Annotated in this window: 25 protein-coding genes; 8 read left to right on the plus strand and 17 right to left on the minus strand. The window is 39.7% G+C overall.

The window, feature by feature from the left end:
• The first annotated feature begins 89 nt into the window (after positions 1 to 89).
• The gene (locus IGJ45_RS12430) at positions 90 to 665 is read left to right on the plus strand and encodes a polymer-forming cytoskeletal protein (RefSeq protein ID WP_005470607.1); all 576 of its coding nucleotides are present in this window, start codon (positions 90 to 92) and stop codon (positions 663 to 665) included.
• A 264-nt stretch (positions 666 to 929) separates the two neighbouring features.
• On the opposite strand, the gene IGJ45_RS12435 is transcribed toward IGJ45_RS12430, so the two are convergent.
• From IGJ45_RS12435 to IGJ45_RS12460, 6 genes are all read right to left on the minus strand, one after another.
• Positions 930 to 2,591 (minus strand): peptide ABC transporter substrate-binding protein, encoded by a 1,662-nt coding sequence (locus IGJ45_RS12435; protein ID WP_438768687.1) that lies wholly within the window; start codon positions 2,589 to 2,591, stop codon positions 930 to 932.
• A gap of 238 nt (positions 2,592 to 2,829) precedes the next feature.
• Complete coding sequence (locus IGJ45_RS12440) at positions 2,830 to 3,780, minus strand: hypothetical protein (RefSeq protein WP_003125678.1); 951 nt, start codon at positions 3,778 to 3,780, stop codon at positions 2,830 to 2,832.
• Positions 3,781 to 3,929: 149 nt separating this feature from the next.
• On the minus strand, positions 3,930 to 4,766 hold the full coding sequence (locus tag IGJ45_RS12445; protein ID WP_081132117.1) for a Cof-type HAD-IIB family hydrolase: 837 nt from the start codon (positions 4,764 to 4,766) through the stop codon (positions 3,930 to 3,932).
• A gap of 74 nt (positions 4,767 to 4,840) precedes the next feature.
• A complete protein-coding gene (locus tag IGJ45_RS12450) occupies positions 4,841 to 6,235 on the minus strand; it encodes a M24 family metallopeptidase (RefSeq protein WP_081132118.1) in 1,395 nt (464 codons plus the stop codon).
• Positions 6,236 to 6,254: 19 nt separating this feature from the next.
• Positions 6,255 to 7,013, minus strand: coding sequence for a DeoR/GlpR family DNA-binding transcription regulator (locus IGJ45_RS12455; protein ID WP_223132481.1), 759 nt, complete (start codon positions 7,011 to 7,013; stop codon positions 6,255 to 6,257).
• Positions 7,014 to 7,144: 131 nt separating this feature from the next.
• Complete coding sequence (locus IGJ45_RS12460; protein WP_171917258.1) at positions 7,145 to 8,764, minus strand: SH3 domain-containing protein; 1,620 nt, start codon at positions 8,762 to 8,764, stop codon at positions 7,145 to 7,147.
• A 425-nt stretch (positions 8,765 to 9,189) separates the two neighbouring features.
• Between IGJ45_RS12460 and IGJ45_RS12465 the strand changes: the two genes are divergently transcribed.
• On the plus strand, positions 9,190 to 9,327 hold the full coding sequence (locus tag IGJ45_RS12465; protein ID WP_349703636.1) for a hypothetical protein: 138 nt from the start codon (positions 9,190 to 9,192) through the stop codon (positions 9,325 to 9,327).
• Positions 9,328 to 9,447: 120 nt separating this feature from the next.
• Here the strand turns inward: IGJ45_RS12465 and IGJ45_RS12470 are convergent, their stop codons facing one another.
• Genes IGJ45_RS12470 through IGJ45_RS12480 form a run of 3 tightly spaced genes read right to left on the minus strand, consistent with a single transcriptional unit; the run spans position 9,448 to position 12,495 of the window.
• The gene (locus tag IGJ45_RS12470; RefSeq protein WP_003125672.1) at positions 9,448 to 10,263 is read right to left on the minus strand and encodes a carbohydrate ABC transporter permease; all 816 of its coding nucleotides are present in this window, start codon (positions 10,261 to 10,263) and stop codon (positions 9,448 to 9,450) included.
• Positions 10,264 to 10,279: 16 nt separating this feature from the next.
• The gene (locus IGJ45_RS12475) at positions 10,280 to 11,152 is read right to left on the minus strand and encodes a carbohydrate ABC transporter permease (protein WP_156247681.1); all 873 of its coding nucleotides are present in this window, start codon (positions 11,150 to 11,152) and stop codon (positions 10,280 to 10,282) included.
• Positions 11,153 to 11,181: 29 nt separating this feature from the next.
• Complete coding sequence (locus IGJ45_RS12480) at positions 11,182 to 12,495, minus strand: ABC transporter substrate-binding protein (protein WP_005470601.1); 1,314 nt, start codon at positions 12,493 to 12,495, stop codon at positions 11,182 to 11,184.
• Positions 12,496 to 12,732: 237 nt separating this feature from the next.
• Between IGJ45_RS12480 and IGJ45_RS12485 the strand changes: the two genes are divergently transcribed.
• Positions 12,733 to 13,401, plus strand: coding sequence for a DUF421 domain-containing protein (locus tag IGJ45_RS12485; RefSeq protein WP_103300255.1), 669 nt, complete (start codon positions 12,733 to 12,735; stop codon positions 13,399 to 13,401).
• Between the two features lie 832 nt (positions 13,402 to 14,233).
• On the opposite strand, the gene IGJ45_RS12490 is transcribed toward IGJ45_RS12485, so the two are convergent.
• Together IGJ45_RS12490 and IGJ45_RS12495 are read right to left on the minus strand one after the other, a co-directional pair.
• Positions 14,234 to 14,752, minus strand: a complete 519-nt coding sequence (locus IGJ45_RS12490; RefSeq protein WP_003125666.1) for a helix-turn-helix domain-containing protein — start codon at positions 14,750 to 14,752, stop codon at positions 14,234 to 14,236.
• 21 nt (positions 14,753 to 14,773) lie between these two features.
• A complete protein-coding gene (locus IGJ45_RS12495) occupies positions 14,774 to 15,232 on the minus strand; it encodes a DUF5626 family protein (protein ID WP_003125665.1) in 459 nt (152 codons plus the stop codon).
• A 190-nt stretch (positions 15,233 to 15,422) separates the two neighbouring features.
• On the opposite strand from IGJ45_RS12495, the gene IGJ45_RS12500 reads away from it, so the two are divergent.
• Entirely contained in the window at positions 15,423 to 15,743 is a 321-nt protein-coding gene (locus IGJ45_RS12500) for a hypothetical protein (protein WP_003125664.1), read from the plus strand.
• A 296-nt stretch (positions 15,744 to 16,039) separates the two neighbouring features.
• Here the strand turns inward: IGJ45_RS12500 and IGJ45_RS12505 are convergent, their stop codons facing one another.
• The gene (locus tag IGJ45_RS12505; RefSeq protein WP_369914311.1) at positions 16,040 to 16,351 is read right to left on the minus strand and encodes a YxeA family protein; all 312 of its coding nucleotides are present in this window, start codon (positions 16,349 to 16,351) and stop codon (positions 16,040 to 16,042) included.
• Between the two features lie 266 nt (positions 16,352 to 16,617).
• Here IGJ45_RS12505 and IGJ45_RS12510 point away from each other — a divergent pair, with 266 nt between their 5' ends.
• Together IGJ45_RS12510 and IGJ45_RS12515 are read left to right on the plus strand one after the other, a co-directional pair.
• A complete protein-coding gene (locus IGJ45_RS12510; protein ID WP_103300254.1) occupies positions 16,618 to 17,058 on the plus strand; it encodes a DUF1761 domain-containing protein in 441 nt (146 codons plus the stop codon).
• Positions 17,059 to 17,296: 238 nt separating this feature from the next.
• The gene (locus IGJ45_RS12515) at positions 17,297 to 17,872 is read left to right on the plus strand and encodes a CDP-alcohol phosphatidyltransferase family protein (protein WP_103300253.1); all 576 of its coding nucleotides are present in this window, start codon (positions 17,297 to 17,299) and stop codon (positions 17,870 to 17,872) included.
• Positions 17,873 to 17,963: 91 nt separating this feature from the next.
• Here the strand turns inward: IGJ45_RS12515 and IGJ45_RS12520 are convergent, their stop codons facing one another.
• From IGJ45_RS12520 to IGJ45_RS12530, 3 genes are all read right to left on the minus strand, one after another.
• On the minus strand, positions 17,964 to 19,484 hold the full coding sequence (locus IGJ45_RS12520) for a flavocytochrome c (RefSeq protein WP_005470590.1): 1,521 nt from the start codon (positions 19,482 to 19,484) through the stop codon (positions 17,964 to 17,966).
• 449 nt (positions 19,485 to 19,933) lie between these two features.
• Positions 19,934 to 21,457: a helix-turn-helix domain-containing protein gene (locus IGJ45_RS12525; RefSeq protein WP_230322301.1), complete on the minus strand. Its 1,524-nt coding sequence runs from the start codon at positions 21,455 to 21,457 to the stop codon at positions 19,934 to 19,936.
• A 647-nt stretch (positions 21,458 to 22,104) separates the two neighbouring features.
• The gene (locus IGJ45_RS12530; RefSeq protein ID WP_034704047.1) at positions 22,105 to 22,806 is read right to left on the minus strand and encodes a YcjF family protein; all 702 of its coding nucleotides are present in this window, start codon (positions 22,804 to 22,806) and stop codon (positions 22,105 to 22,107) included.
• 360 nt (positions 22,807 to 23,166) lie between these two features.
• Between IGJ45_RS12530 and IGJ45_RS12535 the strand changes: the two genes are divergently transcribed.
• Positions 23,167 to 24,102, plus strand: coding sequence for an ABC transporter ATP-binding protein (locus tag IGJ45_RS12535; protein ID WP_003125657.1), 936 nt, complete (start codon positions 23,167 to 23,169; stop codon positions 24,100 to 24,102).
• Entirely contained in the window at positions 24,095 to 24,865 is a 771-nt protein-coding gene (locus IGJ45_RS12540) for an ABC transporter permease (protein WP_003125655.1), read from the plus strand. Before IGJ45_RS12535 ends, IGJ45_RS12540 begins: the two co-directional genes overlap by 8 nt.
• A 76-nt stretch (positions 24,866 to 24,941) precedes the next feature.
• On the opposite strand, the gene IGJ45_RS12545 is transcribed toward IGJ45_RS12540, so the two are convergent.
• A complete protein-coding gene (locus IGJ45_RS12545; protein ID WP_349703637.1) occupies positions 24,942 to 26,252 on the minus strand; it encodes a glycosyltransferase family 2 protein in 1,311 nt (436 codons plus the stop codon).
• Positions 26,249 to 26,758: a hypothetical protein gene (locus IGJ45_RS12550; RefSeq protein ID WP_005470580.1), complete on the minus strand. Its 510-nt coding sequence runs from the start codon at positions 26,756 to 26,758 to the stop codon at positions 26,249 to 26,251. The genes IGJ45_RS12545 and IGJ45_RS12550 overlap by 4 nt, the downstream gene beginning before the upstream one ends.
• Positions 26,759 to 26,841 lie beyond the last annotated feature (83 nt).

Raw genomic sequence — 26,841 nt, forward strand, 5'->3', positions numbered from 1 at the left:
TTATGTTTTTTGTTTCACAAACTAAACCCCTCTATGGTATAATCATTTTGTTTTTAAGAAAACTATGGGCATACAAAGGAGAAGGTAACATGAAAAAAACAAAAATCACTTTAATCGCTGCTTCATTGCTAATGGGAGGAACTCTTCTAGCTGCATGTAGTTCTGATAACAATACAACTGCAAGTTCATCAACTGCTGCTTCAACTGCAACAACTGCATCAACAGATGATGTTGTTTCAACAGCTTCAGTAAGTGACCAAACTTCAGTCATTGAAAAAGCATTGAGCGCAGACGGTAACTGGATCGTTGCTGTTACAGACAACATGACTTTCGACAAAGATTTGACAGTTGACGGCGAATTCCATGACAAAGGGGACGCTGCAAATGATATCTACCGTAAATTTGCATTGTACTCTCAAGATGAAAACCGTACAGTAACTGCTGAATACACTGTAACTGTTCCTAAATTAGTTGTTAACTCAGAAAACTTCAACATCGTTAACGGTGTAGTGAAAGGCGACATCGAAGTAAATGCAAAAGGCTTCGTATTGAACGGCACTAAAGTTGAAGGAAACATCACGTTCGCTTCTAAAGAAATTCAAGATTCAGCAACACTTGATAAAGAAGGCGCATCTGTTACAGGTGACGTGAAAGTCAGCGAATAATTTTTTACTGTTTTCTTTGTGAAAAACACTTTCGAAAAAGGAACCTTGGATTTGATTTTATTCATCTCCATGGTTTTTTCTGTGTTTTTTTATTCTCTGTTTTATCGTTGTTTCCACTAACTTTGTGTAAGTAGCTACAAAGATTTTCTGATAATCTAAAAAATTCCTCCCATCGTTTTTCACTCTGAAGCACACTCGCCAAGAATGTTTGACGATAAGAGGATTTTTTACTTCTTGCCGATTAACTGCTTAATTCAATGCTACTCACTCTTCAATAGAAGCCCATTTGTAATCATATTGCGCACCTGCACCATGAGAAACGACTCCTTTGACTTTTGGCGCCCGCAAATGGGCTTCCACGTTTTGGTAAACAGGGATGACACCTTGTTCTGCCATAATGATTTTTTCTGCTTCTAGTAGATCTTGCCAACGAGCTTCAGGATCTCCCGCATGGGTTGAAGCAGCGGCATTCACTGCTGCATCATAATCTGGATTACTCCAACGACCACGGTTATAGGAATTTCCAGTAACAAACAGATCTGTAAAGCTGCTGGCATCTGCATAGTCGGCCCACCATCCGCCCATTACAACATCAAAGTCGCCGTTGTTGGAACGATCTAGCCGAACAGAAAAAGGTACCGGACTCAAGCTGACTTTCACACCATCCAATGTACTTTCGATTGCACTTTGGACATACTCGATCGCTTTTTTAGTCGAGTCGGTATCAGAAGCCAAGATTTCAAAATCTAATGAATCGATTCCTAAAGCTGCTTTGGCTTTTTCCCAGTGTTCTTTCGCTTTGTCTTCATTGTATTCGATCACACTGCCAGCATCTTCAACAAAATCTTTGTTATCCGTCGGGCTGAAAGTCATACCTTCTGGAATCAATCCTGTCGAAGCTAGAGATCCGTCCCCCAGAATGGAGGATACAAGTGCACCACGATCGATTGCATAAGAAATTGCTTTTCGCAAATCTTCATTACGGAATGGAGAATTTTCTTCTCGCTGATTCAATTCGATATAAGAGGTCCGGGCCAAAGGCTCTGAAACAAAAGCTTCCTCATTTGCCATTTGCTGCGCCAATTCTCCTGTTAAGATCACATCGTCTGCTTGACCATCTTGGAATAGATTCAACGAAGTCGCAGATTCTTTGACAACACTGACATTGATGGTTTGTAATTTAACATTTTCTTGGTCCCAGTACTGATCATTCTTTTCGTAGGACCATTCCGTATCTGTACCCGGTCCATCAAATCCTGTCAAAACAAATGGGCCATTGTACACAGAATTATCACTGGTCGTTGCATATTGATCGCCTTTTTCTTCAACAATTCCTTGATTTTGCGGGAAGAAAGATGGGAAAGCGAGTAAATAATCAAAATAGGGGGTTGCTTTTTCTAAAGTAATCTCTAATTCGTACTCACTGACTGCTTTGATCCCTAACTCGCTAGGATCTGTTTTTCCTGCAGTGATCGATTCAGCATTCTTGACTGGGGCAAACAAATAAGCGTATTCTGAGCCTGTTTCGGCTTTTACTGTCCGTTGCCAGCCGTAAACATAATCCGCAGCTGTTACAGGATCACCATTCGACCACTTAGCATCTTCTCGCAATTTCAATCGGTAGATCAATCCATCTTCACTCACTTCTGCGAGTTCAGCAGCTCCAGCAGGTTGCGGCTTACTGTCAGCATCCAAACGATACAATCCTTCATAGACATTATTCAATGCACTGAAGCTGATCGTATCAGTTGCAAGAGAAAGATCTGCACTAGGCATTTCTTGCTGGACGACAACATTGAAGATCTGTTCCGCTGCTGCTGTTCCATTCGAGGAAGTACTTTCTCCTGTGTTACTCGTGCCTCCTGTCGTACATCCGGCTAATAAGACACCACACACTGCTACCAATCCAAAGGCCCACTTTTTCATTTTCCTCTTCCCCTTAAGTTCATAATTTTCAGAATTTTCTGAAGTTGAATTTGATTTTAATCAATAATTATGATAATTGCAAGAGTTTTTCCCTCGTTTTTTTCAAAAAAGATTAAAAAAAATTTCTTTTTTTCATAAATAATTAATCTACAACCTTTATGTTCTCTTTCAAACAAGAAAAAACTGTGATACGCAAGAGCATCCTATCAGCTCCTTACGTATCACAGTCAAACAATTATCAAGCTTCCATTTTGTAGCTTTCTCTACTATTCTTACGATCTCTTATCACACTAAGAATCGTAGGGATCGCACCAATTGCAGTAAACAGATAGACAAGAGCTAGGTTCCCATAGTATTGACTAGCTTCCAAATAACCTTCTCTTAGCAAGTCAGGCAATATCCGAAATGCATAGAAATAATCAACATCGGTATAATAATTGGCTACACTGATAGACCAATCAATCCGATTGCCTAGATAAACCATGATGACCATAATCAAAACACTACCGATGATGCCTTTGTTGCTCAGCTTTCCGCCAAGAAGTTCATACCCTTTTAAAGCACAGACAGCCATTGCAATACCTGATAATGCCGCTACATAACCTAATTGGCCAAGTAAAATAATGACACCGACCCCAATCAGTGAACCTATAAATGCACCAACTATCCCAGCCAGCCAGTTTTCTTTCTTCTGATTCTGCTCATGCAGGCTAGCAAGCATCGCTTCATTTTGCTTTTTGAAACAAGCACTGCAAGCGATCACTGGCAGCCCACCTATGCTGTAGGTATCTATTGGCGCTTCCGATGTTCCGCAAAACTGACAGACAGTTTGATAGTGATTTTCTTTAAGAAAATCAGTGACTGTATCTAGACCAGCAACCAATTTTTCTTTGGTTTTGGCAACAGTCATTGCCCCTCGGAATGTATAAGTGACTTGGTAACCTTGTACAGAGCAGTCCAATATGTCTTTGGAATCAGTCACTACTTGTCTCACTTGCTCTGAGCTAGGTAGTTCTTGGTTTTTGCTGATCGAAAAAGTTGCTGCGAAAGAATAACTATTATTATTCAATTGTGTCAATATAACTTTATACGAACGATACGTACCGTAAATCACACCCATTTTTGGATCTACCGACAACCCCAACGTCTCCGCAAAACTAGATAATGTTTTTACGAGCTTCTTATTCATTTGTCCTCCTTATAAACGATAGATTATAACAAACGTTATAACTTTGAGTGTAAAATAGAGGCTAAAATCGTGTCAAAAGATACGTTTGTGTATTTTGTAACACGATTTGTTTTCTTTAAGCGATTCCCGATATTACCATCTGCTGGCCTTCAGGAAGTGATCGATAAGACAAATTTCTGAAGAGCAGCTGCAACTCCACTGTCTTTATTTGAAAGTGTAACGGCATCCGCCTGTTCCCTGACTCTTCGTGGTGCATTGGCCATTGCGACCCCTACTCCAGCTTTTAGTATCATAGGTAAATCATTGAAGTTATCTCCTATTGCCAACGTTTGCGCTAGAGGCACGTTGTAATAAGAAGCCAGTTCCATCAATGCTTTTTCTTTTGAAACTTCTCGATGCGTGACTTCTAAGTAATTATCTTTTGAAAGGTAAAGAGCGCTCGTCTTCAAAGATTGCTTTTCCCAGTATCCTTTTACTTTTTGGATCTCAGCAGACGTACCGATCAAAAGTAATTTATGAACGGGTATTTGCAAGGACTGTACTAAGGCCAATAAATCTGCCTCCTGCGGTACCTCCTGCGTGATTGCGGCTTCTTTTTTTACCCATTCATCAAGACGATCCACATACCAAACTGTATCTGAATAAAGATTGATAGAAACTTGTGAGAAGTGTGTTCTTGTCTCGCTGATGATTCGCACAACTTCTTTGATTGCAACTTCATGACTTGAGATAGGCGGAGCAGAAAGATTTCCGTTTGCCAGAACTAACGCGCCATTGTAACAAGCCAAAGGATACTCGCTGATTCCTAACGCTTCAGCTAAGTGCTGCATCCCTTTTGGTGATCGTGCAGATGCTAAGACAAAAGGAATTTTACTTTCTTTTAATCGTTGCAGCACCTGTTGTAAGTTTGGGTCAATCTGATGGGTATCATCTAAAATCGTTCCATCAATGTCGCTTACGATTAATTTGATTTCTCTCGTATTCATTTGTGCCTCCTAACTTTAGCTATGACTTTCATTCGACTATCTTCATCCTCAAATTCGCCTAAGGATGAATCCAATTAGCGTGATTTTTTGATTCGTAATGCTTGATTCTTCGCTAAATAAAATGGACGCAAATAAGCGACTGTGTTTGATAAAAGTAGAACATCGGGAGATAGTTGGATGTTCAAGCAGTTTTCGAGATATTCTTTGCGTTTCGTGATACGTTCCCACAATTCTGGATAATCGGCTTTTAATTCTTGTCGCAGTTCTTGATCAGCTAATGCAATACATTCTTCCGCACTGACACCAGTATACTCAGGAACAGATGGAATGATATCTACTTGGAACATCATGCCGCTTTCTAAAGGTGTAAGAGAGTCCGCGTAGATTGGTGAAGACATCCACTCATCATCCGAAACCAGATGTCCAGGATTCAAATGCCAGTGATAACTCTTTTTTGGCAGAACTTCTTCAATCAATCGATACATCTCGCCACCCGTTTGGTTGATTCGAATTGCTTCCAACCAAGTGGTGATCGCCTGGTAATACGGTTTCACGACACGTTCAAGGTAATCTTGTTGTTCAGCCGGCAATTGACTTGCTTCTGAGACGACAAATCCCGTGCGGCTGGAGAGTCCCCCTTTATAACCAATCGTCATTGAGAAAGGATCACCCAAAGCAATTCGTTTGTGCGTTGGATAAAGATTGGCAAATTCAAATCGTTTACCGCTAGCAGCGATTGGCACCACAGAAGGCATTTGTCCCTCTGCCAACAAATATGCCCCAATTTCGGCTTCTTTTTTGCCAACTTCAATCGCATTCATCGCACTCAAAATACAACGAGAAGAAAGGTTAGCCCCATATTCATAATGAGCGATCTCATTGGCATTGTTGTGACTACGGCTTCCTTTTTCACCAATCAGCAAATAAGCAGCATTTACCACATGACATGTCCTTGTGACTGCCCGTTTGACTGCATCTACGATAAAATAAGGAACATCAAAGAGTGTGGCTGGATCTTCGTGATGCGTCGTGAACATCTTCCACCCAATGATGCCAATTTTTTTCTTCTCTTTAAACCTTAAAGAAGAAAAAACAGAGGATAGTGATTTTTCTCCTGTCATAGGCTGATTCGGCAGCGAAAACTGCGGGTAATGGACTAGCTCTGCCGCTATGCGGGAATGAGCCTGCAGCTTTAAATTTTCATTTCCCAAAATGAGTGTTGCGGCGCCAGTTTTATCTAGAACCAATAGTCCTTCCTCGAATCTTGGCAGGAATCCTGTCAGATATTCAAAGTTGCTGCCATGTTCTTTGTCTGCATAGATCACCAACGTGTCAAACTCTTCAGCAGCCATTCGCTCTAAGACACTTTGTTTGCGCTGACTCATGGTCGCATCACTTAAAAAAACTGGAGCGACCTCTTCAAAAATAGGTGGTTCTGGTAAAATGGCTAATTCAATCGCTTTTTTCATGATTAAGACTCCTTCTGATTTACTCTGTTACATAAATGGTCACATTCGCTGCGGCAAGTGCTGCTTGTAACTCGATGTCTGGTTGTTGATCGGTGATTAAAAGATCGATCTCCGGCAGATCACAGACTTTAAAAAAACCAGTCGTTGCTAACTTTGTATGGTCAGCTACTGCAATGACATACTCTCCTTGTTTCACCATCTGACGCTTGACCATGCCTTCTTCTTCCGTATGGATAAATACGCCTTCTGTAGAAAGGGCAAATACTCCTAACAGTGTGTAATCTGCCTGAAATTGGGCAAGTTTGGCAACAGTATCCGCACCATATAAAAATAATTGTTCTTTGTCTAATCTTCCAGGCAAAACCGTAATCGTACTCTGTTTTAGCGCTGCCAATCGTTGGGCATGAGTCAATGAATTAGTAATCGCTTGAAGAGGATAATCTGACAGTTCATTGATCACCGCTTCTACAGTTGTCGATGCATCAAAAATAATCGCAGCTGGCTGTTTGATCCAATGAATAGCTGCTTTAGCAATTTTTGCTTTTATGTCATAAAATTGCCCGGCGCGAGTTTGATAATCATAAATCACGGCTGCAGGGTTCGTCGAAACCGCCCCTCCGTGGGTTCGTTTAAGTACGTGCCGTTTTTCTAATTGAATCAGATCACGACGAATCGTATCTTTTGATACGGATAACAACTTGGACAATCGTTCAATCGAAGCACTTTGCTCAACTGCTAGCACTTCTTGGATTTTAGCTAGGCGCTGTTCCACAAACATCTCTCTGTCATTCCTTTCCACTAAAAAATACAATGCAAAAAATTGCTAAACAATGCAAAAAGATGCAAACGATCTTAAAAAAACTACCTCCAACAAACATGTTGCAGGTAGTTTTGTCGTCATTGTTCTTCTTATTTTACACGAAGCGCAAAGCTGGCTGTTGAAAAACCTGAACTTGCTTCGGTAACCGTGTACCCAGTGCTTGGTGCATGAATGAAGCTGCCGTTACCTGTTGCAATTGCAACATGATACGTATTGCCTTTTTCACCCCAGAATAGAAGATCTCCTGCTTGGGCTTGAGATACAGGGATGATCGTACCGGCACTTTCTTGCGGAACGGTCCAATCGCCAATATTTTTCCCTGTTACTTGTAAAAAGACATAACGAGTGAAACCGGAACAGTCAAAGACATCTGGCCCTTTCCCTCCCCATTGGTAGGGTGTCCCGATATATTTACGGGCTTCAGCTACAATAGCAGCACCGTTAATATTCGTACCGATAGTATTGTTGCCAGAATTGCCAGGATTTGTTGTGGTATTTCCACTGACTTCTTTTACGTAAGCTGCCGTGATCCAGCCACCGCTAGATAACTTATACCACGTCGTATTACCATTGACAGAAGTCCCTTTTTTCTGCGCCACTGCTTTCACTACAGCGTTGCTGCTCAAACTGCTGACAATACTGGCAGTAGTTGAAGCGTTCGAACGAACATTCATCCCAGTCGTAGTCTGTAGATTTTTACTGATTGCTTGTTCGGCAGAATTATTTGATGAATTAGAATTATTGCTGCTTGATCCACCGGTCGATGGATTGCTCGTATTGCTCGCATCTTTGACATAAGCTGCCGTGATCCAACCACCTGTAGATAATTTGTACCATGTCTTATTGCCGTTGACGGATGAACCTGATTTTTGAGCGACAACTTTAACGGTCGTGCTATTGCTCAGACTTCCCACAACACTACCACTTGTTGATGCACTGGAACGTACATTCAATGAAGCGGTGGTCTTGACATTTTTGCTGATTGCTTGTTCTGTGGTTGATGTGTTTCCAGGATTGCTTGTCGTTGAACCGCTAGACACAGCCTGAACATAAGCTGCGGTAATCCAGCCACCATTAGACAATTTGTACCATGTTGTTGTACCATTCACAGAAGTTCCTGATTTTTGAGCAACCACAGTGACCGTGGCATTGCTGCTCAATCCCCGAACGACACTCGCACTGGTTGATGCACTAGACCGTACATTCAGTGCTGCTGTTGTTTTGACGGTCTTATTGACAGCTGTTTCTCCGCTAGTACTGTTGTTGGAAGAGTTGCTGTTGCTGGCGGTTGTTACATAAGCGCCAGAAATCCAACCCCCAGATGACAACTTGTACCACGTCGTGTTCCCATTGACGGAAGTTCCTGATTTTTGAGCAACAGCTTTGATCGTGGTATTGTTCCCCACACCGTTGATAATTCTCGCACTGGTTGAAGCGTCTGAACGCACATTCAGTGAAGCGGTCGTTTTAAATTGTCGATTGATCGTTGTTTCTGACGATCGAGCAAGAGTTGTCGTTGCAGTTGATTTAGTTGACTTTGCTACTTCTGTTTCATTTACTCCTGTAGCGTTGGCCTCTGGTGCGTTGACCAAAGTTGTGAATACACCTGATGTAGAAGCTAACACCGTTGTAACCCCTATACTTTTTTGAATAAAAAGTGATCGTTTTTGTTTCACTAAACGCTTACGGATTGCTTTTCGAGATTCCAATGAAACACCCCCTCCTTTTCATTCTATCAAAATCGATTGATTTTTAACATCTTTTTTCTGTCTGTAACATTTATTTAATGTAGGTTTATTCCTTGGCTCCGAAAAATTTTCTTTCTAAAACCACGTTTTACCTATACAAACGATACAAATACAATTCTATTTTAAATGAAAAAAATATAGAACGCTATCAAAACGAATGAACCCGACTGTTTTTTTGGAAACTAGAGTAGCTCCTATCAAATAAACAAGGTAGGCCAATTTTCTTCAATAATCCTTCCATCTACTCGACATTTATTTGCAATCTAGTCCCTTTTTCTTCACAAATACTATTTTAAAAAGCGTTAAAGCTTTAAAAACAAAAGAGAAACCGTTTTAATTCTTTGTGAAATTATGCTATAGTAAAAAAAAGGAAGAGGTGACTTAAAATGAAAACGAAATCGAAAGAAAAAGTTTATGCCGAGCGTCAGCATAGTTATAAGCAAGAAAAAGAGGAAATTTTCAAAAAAGCCCTTGCTTCTGTACAAAAAAAAGACAAAAAATCCGCCGCTAAAGACAAACGATGACCCTTATCTGCCTGCGACATTTACTTTAGGCTGCTTTGTAGCTTGAAAAACATGCCTGACTATTCAACCGATCCGAGTAGACTCTCGGTTCGGCTAAATAATCAGGTATTTTTTGTGTCGTTAAAGCTTTAAAGATCCCGTCATTCCTTTGACAAACCCTCGTTGCATAAAGAGAAAAAGGACTAATGTAGGGATCGTTGCAATGACAATTGCTGTCATCTGCACGCCATAGTTCGCAACATAAGAAGCCGAAGATAAGTTCGATATCAGCAACGTCATCGTTTGACGATCTTCTGTCTGCAAAAAGATCAGTGGGAGCAAATAGCTATTCCATGAGTTCATAAAAGCATAGATAGCCGCTGCTGCATAAGTTGAGCGCATCATTGGAAAAACGATCCGAAAGAAAATCGTATACTCACTTGCTCCTTCGATCCTGCTGGCATCTAAAATGCCGTCGGGAAAGGACTTGAAATTTTGACGAAAGAAAAAAATCAGGAAGAGATTATTGACTAGCGGCAAAATAACGGCGATATGCTGATTTACAAGATGCAGGCCTGACATCATCTTAAACAATGGGATGACTAATGCAGCCAGTGGAATCATCATGCACAGTAAAAAAAGCGAGTAAATCATTTCACTGCTGCGGGTTCGAAATTTCTCAAAACCAAATGCCGCCAATGATGTGATCAGTAAACTAAATAGAACAGTAATTACAGAAATCTTGATCGAATTCCACATGATCAAGGAAACATTATAGTTAGAAAATAGTTGCTGAAGGTTTGTGATCAGCTGATTTCCTAGTGTGAGTTTTCCAGCAGCAATCTGATTCGATGTATTCGTCGCTCCCGCGATCATCCAATAGAAAGGAAAGATAGAGACGAATGCCGCTACGATCAAAAAAAGATATTTTATCAGTGTATTCACATTTCGCTTCATCGCTGCTCCTTTCTGCTTATTGTCGGTCGTCTTTTGCTAATTTGAACTGCGCATAGGATAAGACCGCAATGATCACTACCAACGCCCACGACAATGTTGCTGAATAACCAAAATTTGAGGTATAGACAAATGAATGATTGTAGATCAGTTGTGCTGCAGTCAATGTCGCATTTGAAGGGCCACCGCCTGTTAAATTCACCACTTCATCAAAGAGCTGAATCGTTCCGATCGTCGATGTGATTGTGGTAAAAACAATCACTGGCTTCAATTGAGGAATAATGATCCTAAAGAACTTCTGAAAGCTGTTTGCGCCATCTATATCCGCAGCCTCCAACGTATCATCTGAAATATTTTGTAATCCTGCTAAATAAAAAATCATGTTATACCCTGTCCAGCGCCAGCATAAGGCAATGATCACCGTCACTTTCGCCCAAAAAGGGCTATTTAACCAGTCTAACGGTTGTTGGATAATTCCAATTGCCAGCAAGCCCCGATTAATGATCCCACCGATCTGGAACATCATCTTAAACAAAACCGCATAAGAAACCAGAGAGGTGACACTTGGCAGAAATAAGGCAAGCTTAAAAAAAGTTCGTCCAACTAGTTTTGGTGTATTCAACACAAAAGCTAGTAAAAGTCCTAAAAACACCATGATTGGCACTTGAAAAATCAAGAAAACAAAATTGTTGAATAATGCTTTGTGGAAAATGGTATCTTGAAACATCCGAACGTAATTGCCTAAACCAACAAAAACGGATTGCAATCCTTGCATCGTATGAAGAGATAAATAAATTGAATAAAGAATTGGATAGATCATGAAAATACTGCTTAAGATCATTGCAAAACTAATAAATTTCCATACTTCTCGCCTTTTTCTCGAAGGATCCATCTTATTCACTCCCTGCTAATGCAAATCGGCTACTCGCCGACTTGCATTGTATAATTATTTTCGGCTTCTTCTAGCATTTCGTCCAAACTCAATGCATCATCAAAATAACTCTGCATAACTCCTCGAAGAGCATCAACCGCTGCTTGCGTATTGTTGCCATAGTCGACACCAGGGATTTCAGCCATCCAACTCGAAAAATCTTTATAGATTGGCGCATCATTGAAAAATGGGTCTTTGTATTGATACGCATCCCCTTTTTGAGATGGTAAATACGTTCCCACTGCCCCATTCTCGACCAATATCTCTTGATAAAATTCATCATTACCTGCAAATTCTGTCTTCAAGAAATCCATTGCCAGTTCTTTATTTGGCGAATCGTTCAAAACTAACCAGCTTGATCCGCCTAGGTTTGAATAGGGGGTCGCCCCATCAACTGTCTCTAATTGTGGCAAATGTGTATAAGCCCACTTGCCTTTTTGATCCTCCGCGGAACGAATCGTTGCTGAAAACCAAATGGCAGAATTAACCGCCGCGACTTCACCACTCGTAACTGCTCCGATTCCCTCAGGAGCAAAATAATCTACCGGTTTTGCTAACTCTTTCTGGTCAATCTCTTTTAGGATCGGCATCATTTCGCGGATCGCTGGATTGTCTTTCAAGAAAATTTTGCCCTCTTCATCGAAATACCACAGTCCGGCAGACTGCATCGCCATCTGCAGATAATGGGTCCCACGGTTGGGAATGAATGCGACAAACCATTTACCGGTCTTTTCTTTCACATCTTCACCGATAGTGACAAATTGGGACCAAGTCAAATCTTTCATATCTTCTTCACTGTAGCCTGCCTCACTTAAATAATCGGTGCGATAATATAATCCGGCAGAACCAGAATCAAATGGGACTGCATAGATTCCCTCCTTATAGGTAGCATTCTCTACTTTGTATTCGGCAAAATCAGCAAAGTCGATGGTATCAGATAACTCCGCAAATTTCCCTTCATAATTCGTAAGATAACTTTGTACATCATAATCATCCATCAAAACGATATCAGGCAATCCTTCTGATACCCCCGACGTGAATCCAGAAACCATTTTTTGCTTTGTGTCCTCATTCGACATTTCGATGACATTCACTTTAATCTCATCATGCCCATCCTTACGGTAGTACTCCCCTGCTTTTTCCATAATTGGAATATTGAAATTCGTATCCCAAGCCCAGACAGTCAATGTCTGCTCATCTGAACTAGCAAAATCTCCTGATTCACTACTCTCATTATTACTGGAACAACCAACAAGCAACGCAAAGCTCAATATACTATATAGAAAAATCAACCTTTTTTTCATTTTTCTCTCCTCCTATTTGCTTTTCCTAAAATCCCAGCAAAGGTGCAATAGAAAGCGATTGCACCTTGCTTTTATTATAGATATCAGATGAAAAAAAACCAAATAATTGAATTTCTGTTGATAAAAATGAATAAATTTGAGCCATGATGAATGGAAACAAAATATGAAAGAAGTGCAGAACAATGAGATTAAAATGAGAAAATGATATAGTAGTGCTAACATACAGGAGGTGAGCAGATGGTTTTTACGATTATTCTAAAATTATTCTTTGGGTTATTTGGCTTATTGTTGGTGGCAAGACTGTTAGGGAAAAAGACACTGTCGGAAATCACACCTTTCGACTTGATTTATACTCTCGTTTTAGGCGGAATCTTAGAAGAGTCGATCTACGATGACAACGTTTCGGTCTTCCATGTCCTTTTCGCTATCGCTTTGTGGGCACTGTTGATTTACTTTATTGAAGAATTTGTTCAAAAAAATGAGACAATCAATCGCTGGTTGAAAGGCGAACCGGCAGTCTTGATTCACAATGGTCAGCTCAATATACAAGAGATTACCCGCAATCATATCGAAATGGAGCAGTTGCGAACCATGTTACGGCAACAACAATGTTTCTCCCTTGCAAATGCCAAGTATGTTGTACTGGAAAACGCGGGGCAAATCAGTGTTTTAACACATTCAGAGGATGAGCAAACATTGGCAATCATGCTGGTTGACCAAGGAAATATTCAATATCCTGTACTGCAATCCCATCATTTGAGCGAAACTTGGCTACGAGAAGAATTACAGAAACAAGGCTATTCTTCTTTCAAAAATCTTATTTATGTAGAGTGGTCCCAAGACAATGGGTTTTATATCATCACCAAGGCAGAGACGATCCAGGCTCGCTACCGAATCGATGGCTAAAACAATCATTCGATTTTAAGATACTTTTCCTCTTTAGGAAGATGCCATCAGGAAGATACCATCAGGAAGATACCGTCCATCAACAACTATTTTCGACGAGTAATCACTTAGCAATCAGCATGAGCAAAAAAGGCTTACTTTAAAAACGTTATTTTTTCCTCACTGCCTCTTCATAGAGATTTCTTTGTTTTCTTGGAATTTTTTCAGATGAAAGAAGTATTCTACTGAATTAGATGGAGGTGAAGGGATATAGAGGTAATTGGTGGATTGATTTTTTGGATTCCTGTTTTATTGTTTCTTATTATCGGATCGATATTTATTACATGGCGAAAGAATGTCGTTGTACTACTCTTTCTTTTGATACCATTTTTGTTTTTTTTACTAAATGTTTTTGATCATCATCATTATGAACCCACGTCTGATTTGATGTACAATCTTTTAGGACTAGCTCTTTCAACGATTGCTATCATCCTTTATTTGCTTTTTCAAAGCAAAAAGAAATAGAGTCTATGCCATAAGATCTTCGACAAACGGATATCCCATCGGTGACGATGTCCCGTTGTACTCCAGTCGAATCTTGTAACAAAAGAGCGATGATTCAACGATCAATCAGATGTTTTTTATTTTTACTAAGATTAAATAAGTGAACGAATACTCACTCAAATAAAAGATATCCCAACACTGAGAAATAGTTAGCCCGTCTTCACGATTTTATCGCGAGTATTGGCTAGCTACTCTCAGGCGGGATATCTTTTTTCGCTTGAATCTTCTCATACAAAGCAGAACTCAATTTTTTCACTAGGGCCTTAGCTATTGCTATAATTGCAGGCAACTAGTCCACTTGTTCGATAGTCGTTGTCCCCCAGTTCATGACATTTGCAACATGGACATACCCATCATAAAGATTTAACAGCAAAGCGATTGCACAGACAATATAAACAAGTCGATAAAAAGAATTTGTCTTCTTGTTACGCCAAATGGCAAAACCGCTTAGGAGGATGCCTAAAGGAAAGATGAATGAGGATACGCCGGCTAAAAGCAGCAAAATCAATCCTTCATCTTTATCAGAAGACATTTGTTGGGTGATAAAACTCAACTTCTTCTTTTTATCTTCAATTTCCACATTATTCTTTTGAATTTGTTCTTTCAATTGTTCATTTTCCTGCAGCAATTCATCAATCGATACTTGATAAAGTTTGCTTAGTAAAACTAAATTATCAATATCTGGATAGCCACGCCCATTCTCCCACTTAGAGATCGACTGACGAGAAATCTTTAATTCTTCTGCTACGGAAGCTTGCGACAATCCGCTTTTCTCACGATATAATTTTAGTTGTTCCGCTAAGGCCACTAATTTCATCTCCTACACCTATTACTTTACAACTAGTTTACCATTAGAAATGGTTGCGGTCACGCTTGCATTTGTTGTAATCGTTCCAGCTTTTTGTTTAAAGCTGCAAGTAGCCTTAGTCGTCGTATGGGTTAATGAACTCGAAAGAATACTTCCTTTCAATGCTTTGATGCTCAAATTTGTCGCCGCTGTGATCTGTTCTTTTGAGTTGATCTTTACATTATAAGAAGCAGTCCAACTTCCTTTGACTGTCTTAGACACTTTATAAGTTCCTTGAGCAATTCGTGCAAAGGGTTGAATATATTCAACAGATAGTACGACTTCATCACCCGCTTCATCAATATAAGATATCTCTTGAGAACCGACGCCAGCGGTCATTTCATAAACAAGCTCATCTGTATTCTTTTCATCCGCTGCAGCTGTGACAGACACCCCCAAAAAACCTAAAAAACAGGCTACTAAAATAACTAATTTCTTCATAAAAACACTCCTCTCTTATTTGTCTTCACTTTATCGCTTTTCTTGAAATATAAGGAGAAACTATAGGTTTACAGGGGGAAACCATTGGTTTACATCCTTCATTTCCCTTTCATTGTAAACAAAAGGTTGCTTCTTTTCTATAACAATTACTGTAATAATGGAAAAGTACGATCTGTGGGGAGGTGTCAGAATGAAAAGGCAAAATAAAATCCTATTATTCAGTTTTAGTCTGCCGCTTTTTAGTGTTTTTTTCGGTCCAGTATCTAGCCAACAATTTGGTCCCTTGTACGAATATGCTTTTGGCTTCCCGCTAAGATTCATCTGGTATAGGAGTATCAATGAACCTCTTGAAAGTCATTGGGCACTCTTTTCCTTTGAAAAGATCGCTCACTTGCAAGTTGATTTACTTGGCTACTTTCTTGCAGTGCTGCTGACTTATCTCGTTTCCCGATTTTTGTTCGAGCAACTCTCACAATGGCTGCATAAGCATGTGCAAAGCGGACTATTATAAATAAAAAGAATGTTTTCGTTAAGAGGATAAACCCTTTCTCAATCCACAAAGACAATACAACCTCAAGATGTCGTAGGCGAAAACAAGTTCCCCCTATATATTGTGGATAAAACTGTTAATATGTGCATAACTCGGTCTTTGACACGCTGTTTTACGAATAAAACGGCCCAACAAGTATCCTTTTCACAGATAAATGTTGGGCTGGTATCTTAACTCATCCTCATTTTCCAGCAGACCTTCGCAAAAAATTTTTTGCCTTGCTGCTAAACTTATTTCTGTTATTCGTCATTCTCGTGCTATCCATCGATCTCTTTCAGTGCTGCTGACGGCACGTCTTCTTTGGCAATTTCTTCATACGTCTCAACATGTGCCCCTTTATTCGTCAATTTCAAAAAGCGCTCTGTCTTCAACACTTGTAAGCCTTCAAATTCTATCATTCGAGTCTGGCCATCTGCCGTGGCAGCTACTTGTTTGTAATGAGCAGTGCCATAGCCGTTGACCGATTCAGGCGCTTGCGTTTTTACATACATTTCGCTTTTTGGAACAAGTGGATTCAATTGATCTAAAATTCCTGCCACCTCTCCCGATGCTCGGTTAGTGTACAACATGATTCCCCCGCACAGAAGTAAGAAAAACAAACCAATGGATAAGATTGCTCGTACGATTTTTTTCATCATATTCTCCTTTCGTCTCTCTTTCTATCTTAGCAAAATAAAAACAGGGGAAATCGGCCTTAGGTCCCAATCCAAAATAACAAAATTGAAAGGTTGCCGTAAGAAAACTTCTACAACTTATTGATATTTGCTTAATACTGCTTATCCAGCTAGGCAACAAAGGCAAAAAAGATTACAATAATTAAAAAAGGAGTACCTATATGCTTACACATTTCAATCTTATTGCTATTCTTTTGGCAACACTTGCTTTTATGATCAGCGGGAGCTTACTTTATAATCCAATCCATGCTTGGGGGCGCTTTTGGGCAAAAGAATCTGGCATGCTAAATAAAGAAAGGCATCATATGTCTGCCGGCGATGTCGTTTTTACTTTTGGCGGGACAGCTGTTGGCGGACTATTATTGGCATTTACACTAGGACAAGTCACCTATTGGTTCAATAAGTTTGACCATGACGGTTGGATGATGACGAGCTTGCAAGTGGCCTTTTTGCTATGGCTGGGCGTATTTGCTGTGGCAACTTTCGTAAATGCAGCCTATGCTGGACAAAGCAAAAAACTGATTGGTCTGCATTTATTGAATGGTGCAATCGAGTTAGTCATTATGGGAATCATCATTGGCTTGTTTCCAGTGGTAGGTTAACAAGCTGATACGCAATCATAAGCAAGTGTTTCTCAAGCTATCGGGGGCAGAAAAAAACAGGTAATGTAAACCAATCAGTGAAAACCTGTCGTAAGGTATGAGTGGGCTAGATTGTCTTACGACAATCCTAGTAGTACTTTATTCACCCACGATCTTCTCTTAATCTCTTTCGCTGATTTAGTTGAGCTCTCGGGATTGCTTTTCCCCCTCTAGCAAGCTTGTCGTTTTTTGATTATTCTTGGGCCAAAAAAAGAAAGAAGGGATCACCATCAACTACCTGCCCAATCTCTTGTCCATTGCACGGATCGCGTTAGCTGGTCTTCTATTGATCAATCAGCAGCCTTTGTTTTCAGTCTGCTACATCATTTGCGGATTGACGGATGTTTTAGACGGATTTATTGCACGAACCTATCGATTGCAAACGACCTTGGGCTCAAAACTAGATAGTTTAGGTGATTTTGTTTTTTGGTCCATTGTCCTATTTCTTTACATTAAAACTAAGATCTATCCAGATTGGATCATTTATGGCATTGTCTTAGTCGCTAGCATTCGATTTCTTAATTTGATTTTGACTAAAGTTAAGTTTGCTCAGTGGGGGATGCTGCACACATTGAGCAACAAGATAACAGGTCTTGCCTTGTTTCTCCTGTGTTTCGTGGCATTTACTTTTGGTGACGTATCAGGATATATTTGGGTCGTGACATTCCTGCTCGCTTTGTTTTCATCTATAGAGGAAACACTGATTGTCTGGCGCAGCACTTATTACGAACCGAATCCAAAAGGCTTTTTCACTGTTTCTCATCAATCCAGCTAAATTTTAGCAACAGGAGTATCAAAAAAACGTCCAGCTCTTATTACAGCTGGACGTTTTTTGCGTACTATCTATTATGAATAGTGATGTTTATTTATTTTTTAGCGTATTCTGAAGCTTGGACCCCTGCTTGACGACCAAAGACCATGATATCAGCAACTGCATTTCCGCCGATACGGTTTTGTCCGTGAATACCACCAGTTACTTCTCCAGCAGCGTATAAACCATCAATAACAGAACCGTCTTTTTTCAAGACTTGTGTATTGGTATTGATTTTTACACCACCCATTGTGTGGTGGATTCCTGGTGCGATTTTGATTGCATAGTAAGGACCAGTTGTTAAGTCATAATCCATTGCTGTTTCTCGACCAAATGCTTCGTCTTTTTTATCTTTAACAGATTGATTCCATGTATCTAGTGTTTTTGCCAATGTATCAGCGTCCATGTCGATTTTCTTCGCTAAGGCTTCGATCGTATCTGCTTCAACGACTACACCTTGTTCTTTGTAGAAATCAACTTGTTTTGCTCGACCTGCTAATGCATCGTCAAAGATCAAGTAAGCATAGCTTTCTGGAAGAGCGGTAATCGCCGCAGAAACATTGTCGCGGGTTTCTAATTCGTTGTAGAAACGTTCACCTTGTTGGTTGACTAAAATCGCACCTTCTCCACGGACTGTTTCACTGACTAACATCCCTGTATCTTGAACAACTGTTGGGTGAACTTGAATTTGATCCATATCGACTGTTGCACCGCCAAGAGATTCAATCATCTTGATGCCGTCACCTGTACTGCCTTCAGATGTTGTGCTGACATAGCCTTTTAAATCCGGACGATATTTTTCAATCATTTCTTTGTTTGAGCCAAAGCCACCAGTGGTAACGACAACTGCATTCCCATTGATCGTTTTTTCTTCATCACCGATTTTTACAGAAACGCCAGTGACTTTTCCGTCTTTTTCGTTGATTTTCTTCACATCAGCATTCACAAACAAAGGAATTTCCTTTTCATGGATATTTCTCAATAGTCCATCTACCAAGTAGGTTCCGACAGCAGAGCCGTCATGTGGACGGTGGATACGTTTGACACTTGCACCACCACTGTAGCTGATGTTGTCTAATGTGATTCCCATGCCGTCTAACCAGTCAATGGCTGAAGCTGAGTTATCGACTAAGTAGTGTAAAAGTTCTTGGTCATTCGTACCTTTACCACCTTTTAGTGTGTCATCAAAGAACTGTTGGTTGCTGTCTTCGATTCCTTGTTCTTTTTGGAATTTTGTTTCAGAAGCATTCATCCCACCAGAAGATTTCAATGTGTTTCCGCCTGCGATCGGCATTTTTTCCAAGATGACTGGATTCATCCCAGCTTCTTTGGCAGATAAAGCAGCTGCCATTCCGGCACCACCAGCACCAACAATGACAATGTCATATTGATCTTTTAGTTCAGAAGGATCGGTATATTCTTGTTCAGATGCACCTGAAGCCACTTCTGTTTCGCTTGATGATGCTGAACTTTTTGCTGTTTCACTATCTTTTGTCGCCCCATTACTACCACAAGCACTGAGCAATAATAAACTTGCAGCGCCAATGACCAATTTCTTTAATCCACTTGTTTTCACTTTTTTCCCCCAACTTTCTTTCTTTTGTTTGATTGTTCTTTGATTCTTCCACTGAAAAAGCAGCGCTCTAGCACTATTGATTGTTACTTTATTAACAAACAAGAATAAAAAAATATTTTGACTATTAACAATTTCAATTGCTTTAAAATCAGCGTTATCATCTAAAAAACAAACCCAACATATTTATATAAACATAATAAAAATAGAAAATAATAAAATCACGCTTATATTTTGTGTAATTTTTCATTAGTTGTTCTAATCGAAATTTCATTTACTGTGTATATGTCCCCATTGATCAGCGGTGCATACATAGAAATATATACACACCGCAGGCAAAACCTTAGGAATTTTTCTTTGATTGCTTCTGGTCAAAATTTATTTGATTGCTTCTATTCTTTACTTGCCAACTGCTAGTTGCTTTTTTGGAACGATAATTTTCTACATCTTTATTACACAGAAATATCCTTAGCGCTTTCATGATTTTCGAAAACGGCACTGACTACTTGTTGAGAAAAAACAATCACATTCTCCTGCAAGATGTGTTCTCTTCTGATGGATTCGATTTTCTTTGTCAGACGTTCAATCTCTAAACTGTCGATCGCTCCACTCATGTAGATTGCCGAACGATTCTGGTAGGTGTTTGAGATAATGATGTCTGGCTCTTCAACTAGTGATTCCGCAGCAATAAAATCAATATTATAAAGAGCGGAGAAGATCTTTTTCAGCTGCATAATGAAGAACTGTTCAAATGAGAAAGGAAAATCTGTTTCTACCGAAACAACAATCTTTTTCTCAAATAAAGTAGGTGTGATCAGAGACGTGTAGGCAAGAACATATCGTAAGAGCAGAAACTCCTGTTTTTCTGTAAGTTGCCCTGTTGTGCTGCCAAAACAAATGGTACGTATTTTATTCACAAGCACTGGGTAGTAGTGTCTGTAATAGCGGATGATATCTGAATCGGAACCTACTTCCAGGAATCCTTCAAAAGCGTCATAAAAAGAATGCGCCGCCAATAAAATGCCGAAGACATTTTTCTCATTTCCGCCATTTAACGGCAATGTCAATTTTTCTGAGAGACTGACTGCTTCTAAATACACCTCTGCTTTTTCTCTTTCCCAAAAATCGATGATTTGCTTATAGGTCGCCTTTTTAGCGTAAAACTGCGTGGAAGTTTGCATCATCAAAAATAGAAAATAAATGCTTTCATCTCTAAAAAAGCTATACTGAAAGAAAGAATCTTTGATATTTTGAAACTCTTTTTCAAATAGATCTTGAGTCATATTGATCGACCATTGAGGCATTTCCTCCATTTTCAAGCGGTTGCCTTTTTTATCTCTGAGGATGTTGATCGCAATCAAGTAGCACCATTTATCCACGATCGATTGCTTCAGTTGAAAATCAAAATTAGGTAAGATTCGCTGAACGAATAATTCTCTGATATGAGCATAATTCAATTCGGGGTAGGGCCACTGACCGCCTTTACAAATCGTCCAAAAAAAGGAATGACCAAAGTAACGAATTTGGCTTTCGGACCCTTCAATCACGATCCGTCTATTTTTGGTGCCTATCTTTAATTCAAAGCGTTGCAGACTACGGTTGATGCAATGAAATTTTTTTCTTAGGTTTGAAAGGCTTATGTAATTCAATTCACAAAACTCTTCAATCTTAATTCTTTTTGACAATAGACAGTTCTCGATCACTTGATATATGACTGACTGATTATAAATTTCATGTTGTACATCAAAATAAATGTTTTTATTGCCACTAAAAGAGCACCCTAACGCTTTTTTGATTTTGATTGCTTGCGGATTGATTTTTTGCAATTCATTAAGAATACTATCCGTTGTTTTTCGATTCACATTCAGTCTTTCTGATAAATTAACGATTGTTACAAAACTATTTGACTGATAAATATAACGCAAGCAATTGACCATTAATTGGGTTCGCTTTTCAAAAAGATCCTGAATAATCATGTCTTCCTCCTGCATTAAATAGAAGTTCGTTCATAAGTTGCTTTCTTTCATACTCATATAAACTGATAAAACGATTAAATATATATATTAATTTTTAAGCTAATTTTAAACATTTGTCGAATAAGTCGCTCATTCTTCATCTGTTCTATGTAGTGCGCCTCAACAAAGGAAGAACGCTCAACTTTTTACTGTTATAAAAAAAGGCATCTGACTGCCTTCTCTGACCTTAATTCTGTAATTGATCCTCCCTACTACTTAAGTGCTTCCTTTCAGCCATCAATTTTTAATGAGAATTTAACTCCACTAACTAAAAATTATAAAGTTAATCTGTATCTTGAGAAACCCAATTCGGGAAAATGAACTCACTTTTTTTTACATTGTCACTAGAAATGTTTTGGCAGGAACTCCTATAAATGCAGGAAAATTATTGTTAATAAAGACCTTTTTATCGCTGCTTTCGGTTAGCCATTTACTGACGATAATTATCCATGTAATGCTTTTATACTTTTTCAGGAAAAACAAATCCCCCTATTTTATCTTACACAAGCAAAAGAGACCTTCGAGAATAGACAAAGGTCTCTTGAAAAAATTATTGTTGATGTTTCTGGACTCATCCTATACGAACGTTCTAGCGAGCGGTATATGTTTTAAGATGATTTGCTTCGTGTTTTTTTTAATGCTTTAAATAAGGTGTGATATTGGCCTTTAAAGGACATGGCTTGTTCAAAAATATCTTCACCGTCATTCAGCATCTTAACAGTAACCCAACCTAAAGATTCAGTAATAGCACTGGCTACCCCCGCGTTAATGGACGCGCCGGCGATCGTACCGACCCCCGGTACGAACTTGATAATATTCCCCACAGCGCTTCTACCTAAACTAACAACAACTAATTCTTTAGAAATGCTTTTTGCGATTCCCTCGACCCACGATTGACCAAACAACTTGTGTAGTCTAGCCATCATCGTCATTTGAACAGGTACAAGGAGTATCGCATCTGAAAACGGAATAGGTGAACAGCCAATGATGGCCGCCGTCAGAGAAGCGGCATGGATGATTCGATGCGCTTTCTTCTTCGTCGCATCATCCACACCCATTAAAAATTCAGAGAAGACGGCATCAAATTGGGTACGGCTTTTTGCTTGGATCTTTTCTGCCGTATGTTTTGACTTCTCAAAAGATCGACGAATGATCCCTGCCGTTTTGTTTGGTAGTTTGGTTAAAACTTCTGCAAAGAATGACTGAAACTCTTCTTGTTCTGCCGATTCTTTCACAGGTTCATCCACTTGTTGCAGCAAAATCTCTTTTTGAGATTTTTTATTTTTGGGAGTGTTTCTCTTTAATTTCATAAAAACCACCTTTAATGATTAGTTGTCATAGATTTAGTTGCTTTCTCAACCTCTTATTTTCATCATACACTAACAAACAAAAATCACCTAAAGCCGCGCTTCAGGTGTTATAATTCTTAACGGAAGCACAAGAAATCAACTTCTTTCTAACAGAAAAGCTCACATGACCGATCCAACGATACCCCCTTTAAACGAGAGTCTCTCCCGTGGTATAATGACTACTTGTTTCTTGGGTATCATGAAAGTGTCATAACCTCTATTCAGAGAAGCATGTCTAATCGAGCGTGTTTTATTCATATAGGCAGCAGCTGCTGCCAATCCCCACAACAAATCATCAATTGATAAGGAGAAAACAAATCAATGACCTATGCACTTGAAATAAAAGATCTAAAAAAAGTCTATGCGACCGGCGTCGAAGCATTACGCGGTATCAACTTGACAGTTGAAGAAGGTGACTTCTATGCGCTTTTAGGGCCGAACGGTGCTGGCAAATCAACAACCATCGGGATCATTACTTCACTAGTAAACAAATCTTCTGGCAGTGTCAAAGTTTTCGGTTATGATTTGGACAAAGAATTGGTTCAAGTCAAGCAACAAATCGGCTTAGTTCCACAAGAATTCAATTTCAATCCTTTCGAAACAGTACAGCAAATCGTCGTCAATCAAGCGGGCTACTACGGCGTTCCTCGCAAAGAAGCGATCGCTCGTAGCGAAAAATACCTAAAGCAATCCAATTTATGGGAGAAACGCGATGTTCGGGCCAGAATGCTTTCGGGAGGAATGAAGCGCCGTTTGATGATTGCACGGGCTCTGATGCACGAGCCGCGACTCTTAATCCTCGATGAACCAACAGCTGGCGTAGATATCGAACTGCGCCGAGAAATGTGGGCCTTCTTGCAAAAATTAAATAAAAATGGTACGACGATTATTCTAACCACTCACTATTTAGAGGAAGCAGAAATGCTCTGCCGCAACATCGGAATCATTCAATCCGGTGAATTGATCGAAGATACCAGCATGAAGACCCTTTTGTCCAAATTACAGTTTGAGACATTCCTCTTTGACTTAGATACCTATGTGAAACCACCTGTGATCTCCGGCTATAAAAGTGCTTTTGAAGATGATCAAACGTTAGCAGTCGAGATTGAGCGCAATCAAGGCGTTAATGATTTGTTTGAGCAATTTACTAAGCAAGGAATCAAAGTTCTTTCCATGCGCAACAAATCGAATCGTTTAGAGGAACTCTTTTTGAAATTAACCGAAGAAAAGCATGAAGCGGGGGAAAAAAATGTTTAGTCTTTATTTTACAGCATTAAAAAGTCTAGCGGTCAAAGAAACCAACCGCTATTTACGGATTTGGGTCCAAACACTCGTACCACCAGTGATAACGACTTCGTTGTACTTTATTATTTTTGGGAAAATGATTGGCGGCCGTATTGGCGAAATGGGCGGCTTCTCCTACATGGAATTTATCGTTCCCGGGCTGATCATGATGTCAACGATCACCAGTTCTTACGCGAACGTTTCGTCTTCTTTCTTTTCTCAGAAGTTTCAAAAGAATATTGAGGAACTTTTAGTTGCACCCGTACCTACTCATGTGATTATTTGGGGATTTGTTTTCGGTGGTTTGGGCAGAAGTATTTTAGTTGGTATGCTGGTCACAGTGATTTCTCTCTTTTTTGTTCCTTTGCATGTTTTTTCTTGGGTAATGGTTATTCTGACATTAGTGATGACCGCAATTCTTTTCTCACTAGCTGGTTTGCTAAATGGTATCTTTGCCCAATCATTTGACGATGTATCGATCGTGCCAACGTTTGTCCTACAGCCACTGACTTATTTAGGAGGCGTCTTCTATTCCATTTCGATGCTGCCACCAATTTGGCAAGCTATTTCTAAAGTGAATCCAATCGTCTATATGATCTCTGGATTCCGTTATGGCTTTTTGGGCACAACTGATGTGCCGATTTTAGTCTCTGTTCTGATTCTAGTTTTATTCATAATTGTTTTGTACGGTATCTGTTGGAAATTAATTGAAAAAGGCCGCGGTCTACGCAGCTAAGAAACTGACGGCTATCTTTCAATAAAAACAGGAAGGCTGTGCCAAGAACTCTCTTAGTTCTTGGCACAGCCTTTTTCTAATTCTTTTTGCCTTGTCTTTCGGGACTGACCCAAACACCGCTGCCGTGTCCCAAAATTGTTTTGACCGCTGGTATGAAGGTCGTTACGATCGTTAAAGCATTGACCATCCAATAAATCAGCATATAAAATGGTGCAAAAATGAAATACTTGATTTTTCTGCCAGCATCGTCCACCAATAAACTAGTCAACAACTGCATGATCCCAGCAACCATTTCAAAACAAACGAATAGGAAGGCCATTGTCACCATATGATACATTCGTTCAATGTTTCCTTCGAATGCAAAACGAAGAAAAGAAAAGATGAACAGTGCTGAAGAGATCCAAAAGAAGATCGACCAAATAATACTGAATGTTTGATCCACAAACATGACGGACCGACCAATATTTTGAAATGGATGAGTGAATACTTTTTTGAAATTTGTCAGCCAGACTTCTGTACCGCCTTTTGCCCAACGTTTCCGTTGGCGATAAAGCATCTTCATGGTCTCAGGAACTTCCATGAAAAACATGATCCGCGGAGCAAACAAGGACAACCAGCCTTGGAATTGGTGATCCCAGGCAATACTGATATCCTCGGTGGCACGATTTTGGCGGAAGAGTCCCACATCGATCAAAGCATTTTTTCGATACATCGTGTTGGCACCGCTGTATGCATAGATAACACCTAGCACGCCTTGTTGCGTCCGCTTGATAATACCTACGATACTTGAAAATTCAACAGTTTGTGACTTACTGACAATCGTCGTCCGATTCTGAACGTCCATGTTTGCAGTGATCGCTGAAATATTTACCGCATCTTGGCGAATAAAGTAATTGACATATTTCCAGAGTGCATCGGGTTCCGGTACAGTATCTGCATCGTTACTCAAAATCAGTTCTCCATTAGCAAAACCGATCCCGATATTAAAGGCATGGGCTTTTCCTTGGTTTTTTTGGATGCGTACCACTCGTAGATTAGGGTAGGTTTGCTGCAACCGCTTAAGGATTTCTGGTGTTTGATCCGTTGAGCCATCATCTGTGACTAACACTTCGTAACGGGTATAATTCAGTTTATTCATTAAGTAATGAATGGTATCTTCAATGACCACTTCTTCATTATGGGCAGGGACCATGATCGTGATCATTGGCTCTACTGCTTCGGGAATGGGGATCCATTCAATCTGTTGATGCTTAAACAAATACGTATGACAAAGGACGCCAATGAACCAAGCAAAGCCGCCTAAGATTGGATAAGTAAATAAAATGGCCACTAATAGAAAAAGGAAGAAATCCACTATCGGGTATCCCGTATCGATTTGTTCAATCATAGAGAGACCCCCTTATCTTTATACAACTTTACTATTTCTGTTTCCGTTAGATTTTGTTCCGGTTTCACTTCATAATAACAAACAGAATGCCGCATCTCTTCAGGACCAAAACGGTCATCAAAAAATTCTTCCAACACTTCTTTGCGCTGTTCAAGTTTTCTTTCATCATGCAAGACTTCTTTCCGCAATGTATGGCGAAAACGCCGATTGTTCCTCACGGTCAACAGAACAAAAAGAATAACTAAAAGAACGAAGGAAATTCCTAAAAACAATGCTAACAATCTAAAAATAGTGGCTTCCTCCACATAGGTCCTAAATCGTATTTGAGCGGCTGTTTGCGGAAAGAAAACCGGGAAAGCGACCCAAACGAATGGTACGATCACAGCAATCCACGCAAGCAGTGTCAAAAATGATTGCCACAACGTTAACTTTAAATGTCCTTTTTCAAAAAACAAATCTGAAACCAGCTGTTGACTGACTTCTTCTCTGGTGATTCTTTTTTTCATCCCACATCCTCCTTTTGGCTGTAACTCTCTTCTCCATCTATACATCGCTTATTACTAAAAAGAAGCATCAACCCTGGTAGCGG

Source organism: Enterococcus sp. DIV0574, from assembly GCF_051711125.1.
GTDB classification, from domain to species: domain Bacteria; phylum Bacillota; class Bacilli; order Lactobacillales; family Enterococcaceae; genus Enterococcus_D; species Enterococcus_D gallinarum.

What these genes read in the sequence shown, in the direction of transcription:
- IGJ45_RS12535 (WP_003125657.1), top strand. Translation starts at nt 23,167, where the DNA reads ATGACCTATGCACTTGAAATAAAAGATCTAAAAAAAGTCTATGCGACC.
- IGJ45_RS12500 (WP_003125664.1), top strand. Translation starts at nt 15,423, where the DNA reads ATGAAAAGGCAAAATAAAATCCTATTATTCAGTTTTAGTCTGCCGCTT.
- IGJ45_RS12435 (WP_438768687.1), bottom strand. Translation starts at nt 2,591, where the DNA reads ATGAAAAAGTGGGCCTTTGGATTGGTAGCAGTGTGTGGTGTCTTATTA.
- IGJ45_RS12430 (WP_005470607.1), top strand. Translation starts at nt 90, where the DNA reads ATGAAAAAAACAAAAATCACTTTAATCGCTGCTTCATTGCTAATGGGA.
- IGJ45_RS12455 (WP_223132481.1), bottom strand. Translation starts at nt 7,013, where the DNA reads ATGTTTGTGGAACAGCGCCTAGCTAAAATCCAAGAAGTGCTAGCAGTT.
- IGJ45_RS12550 (WP_005470580.1), bottom strand. Translation starts at nt 26,758, where the DNA reads ATGAAAAAAAGAATCACCAGAGAAGAAGTCAGTCAACAGCTGGTTTCA.
- IGJ45_RS12440 (WP_003125678.1), bottom strand. Translation starts at nt 3,780, where the DNA reads ATGAATAAGAAGCTCGTAAAAACATTATCTAGTTTTGCGGAGACGTTG.
- IGJ45_RS12505 (WP_369914311.1), bottom strand. Translation starts at nt 16,351, where the DNA reads ATGTTGTACACTAACCGAGCATCGGGAGAGGTGGCAGGAATTTTAGAT.
- IGJ45_RS12525 (WP_230322301.1), bottom strand. Translation starts at nt 21,457, where the DNA reads ATGATTATTCAGGATCTTTTTGAAAAGCGAACCCAATTAATGGTCAAT.
- IGJ45_RS12450 (WP_081132118.1), bottom strand. Translation starts at nt 6,235, where the DNA reads ATGAAAAAAGCGATTGAATTAGCCATTTTACCAGAACCACCTATTTTT.
- IGJ45_RS12485 (WP_103300255.1), top strand. Translation starts at nt 12,733, where the DNA reads ATGGTTTTTACGATTATTCTAAAATTATTCTTTGGGTTATTTGGCTTA.
- IGJ45_RS12475 (WP_156247681.1), bottom strand. Translation starts at nt 11,152, where the DNA reads ATGGATCCTTCGAGAAAAAGGCGAGAAGTATGGAAATTTATTAGTTTT.
- IGJ45_RS12480 (WP_005470601.1), bottom strand. Translation starts at nt 12,495, where the DNA reads ATGAAAAAAAGGTTGATTTTTCTATATAGTATATTGAGCTTTGCGTTG.
- IGJ45_RS12445 (WP_081132117.1), bottom strand. Translation starts at nt 4,766, where the DNA reads ATGAATACGAGAGAAATCAAATTAATCGTAAGCGACATTGATGGAACG.
- IGJ45_RS12545 (WP_349703637.1), bottom strand. Translation starts at nt 26,252, where the DNA reads ATGATTGAACAAATCGATACGGGATACCCGATAGTGGATTTCTTCCTT.
- IGJ45_RS12540 (WP_003125655.1), top strand. Translation starts at nt 24,095, where the DNA reads ATGTTTAGTCTTTATTTTACAGCATTAAAAAGTCTAGCGGTCAAAGAA.
- IGJ45_RS12465 (WP_349703636.1), top strand. Translation starts at nt 9,190, where the DNA reads ATGAAAACGAAATCGAAAGAAAAAGTTTATGCCGAGCGTCAGCATAGT.
- IGJ45_RS12510 (WP_103300254.1), top strand. Translation starts at nt 16,618, where the DNA reads ATGCTTACACATTTCAATCTTATTGCTATTCTTTTGGCAACACTTGCT.
- IGJ45_RS12470 (WP_003125672.1), bottom strand. Translation starts at nt 10,263, where the DNA reads ATGAAGCGAAATGTGAATACACTGATAAAATATCTTTTTTTGATCGTA.
- IGJ45_RS12495 (WP_003125665.1), bottom strand. Translation starts at nt 15,232, where the DNA reads ATGAAGAAATTAGTTATTTTAGTAGCCTGTTTTTTAGGTTTTTTGGGG.
- IGJ45_RS12530 (WP_034704047.1), bottom strand. Translation starts at nt 22,806, where the DNA reads ATGAAATTAAAGAGAAACACTCCCAAAAATAAAAAATCTCAAAAAGAG.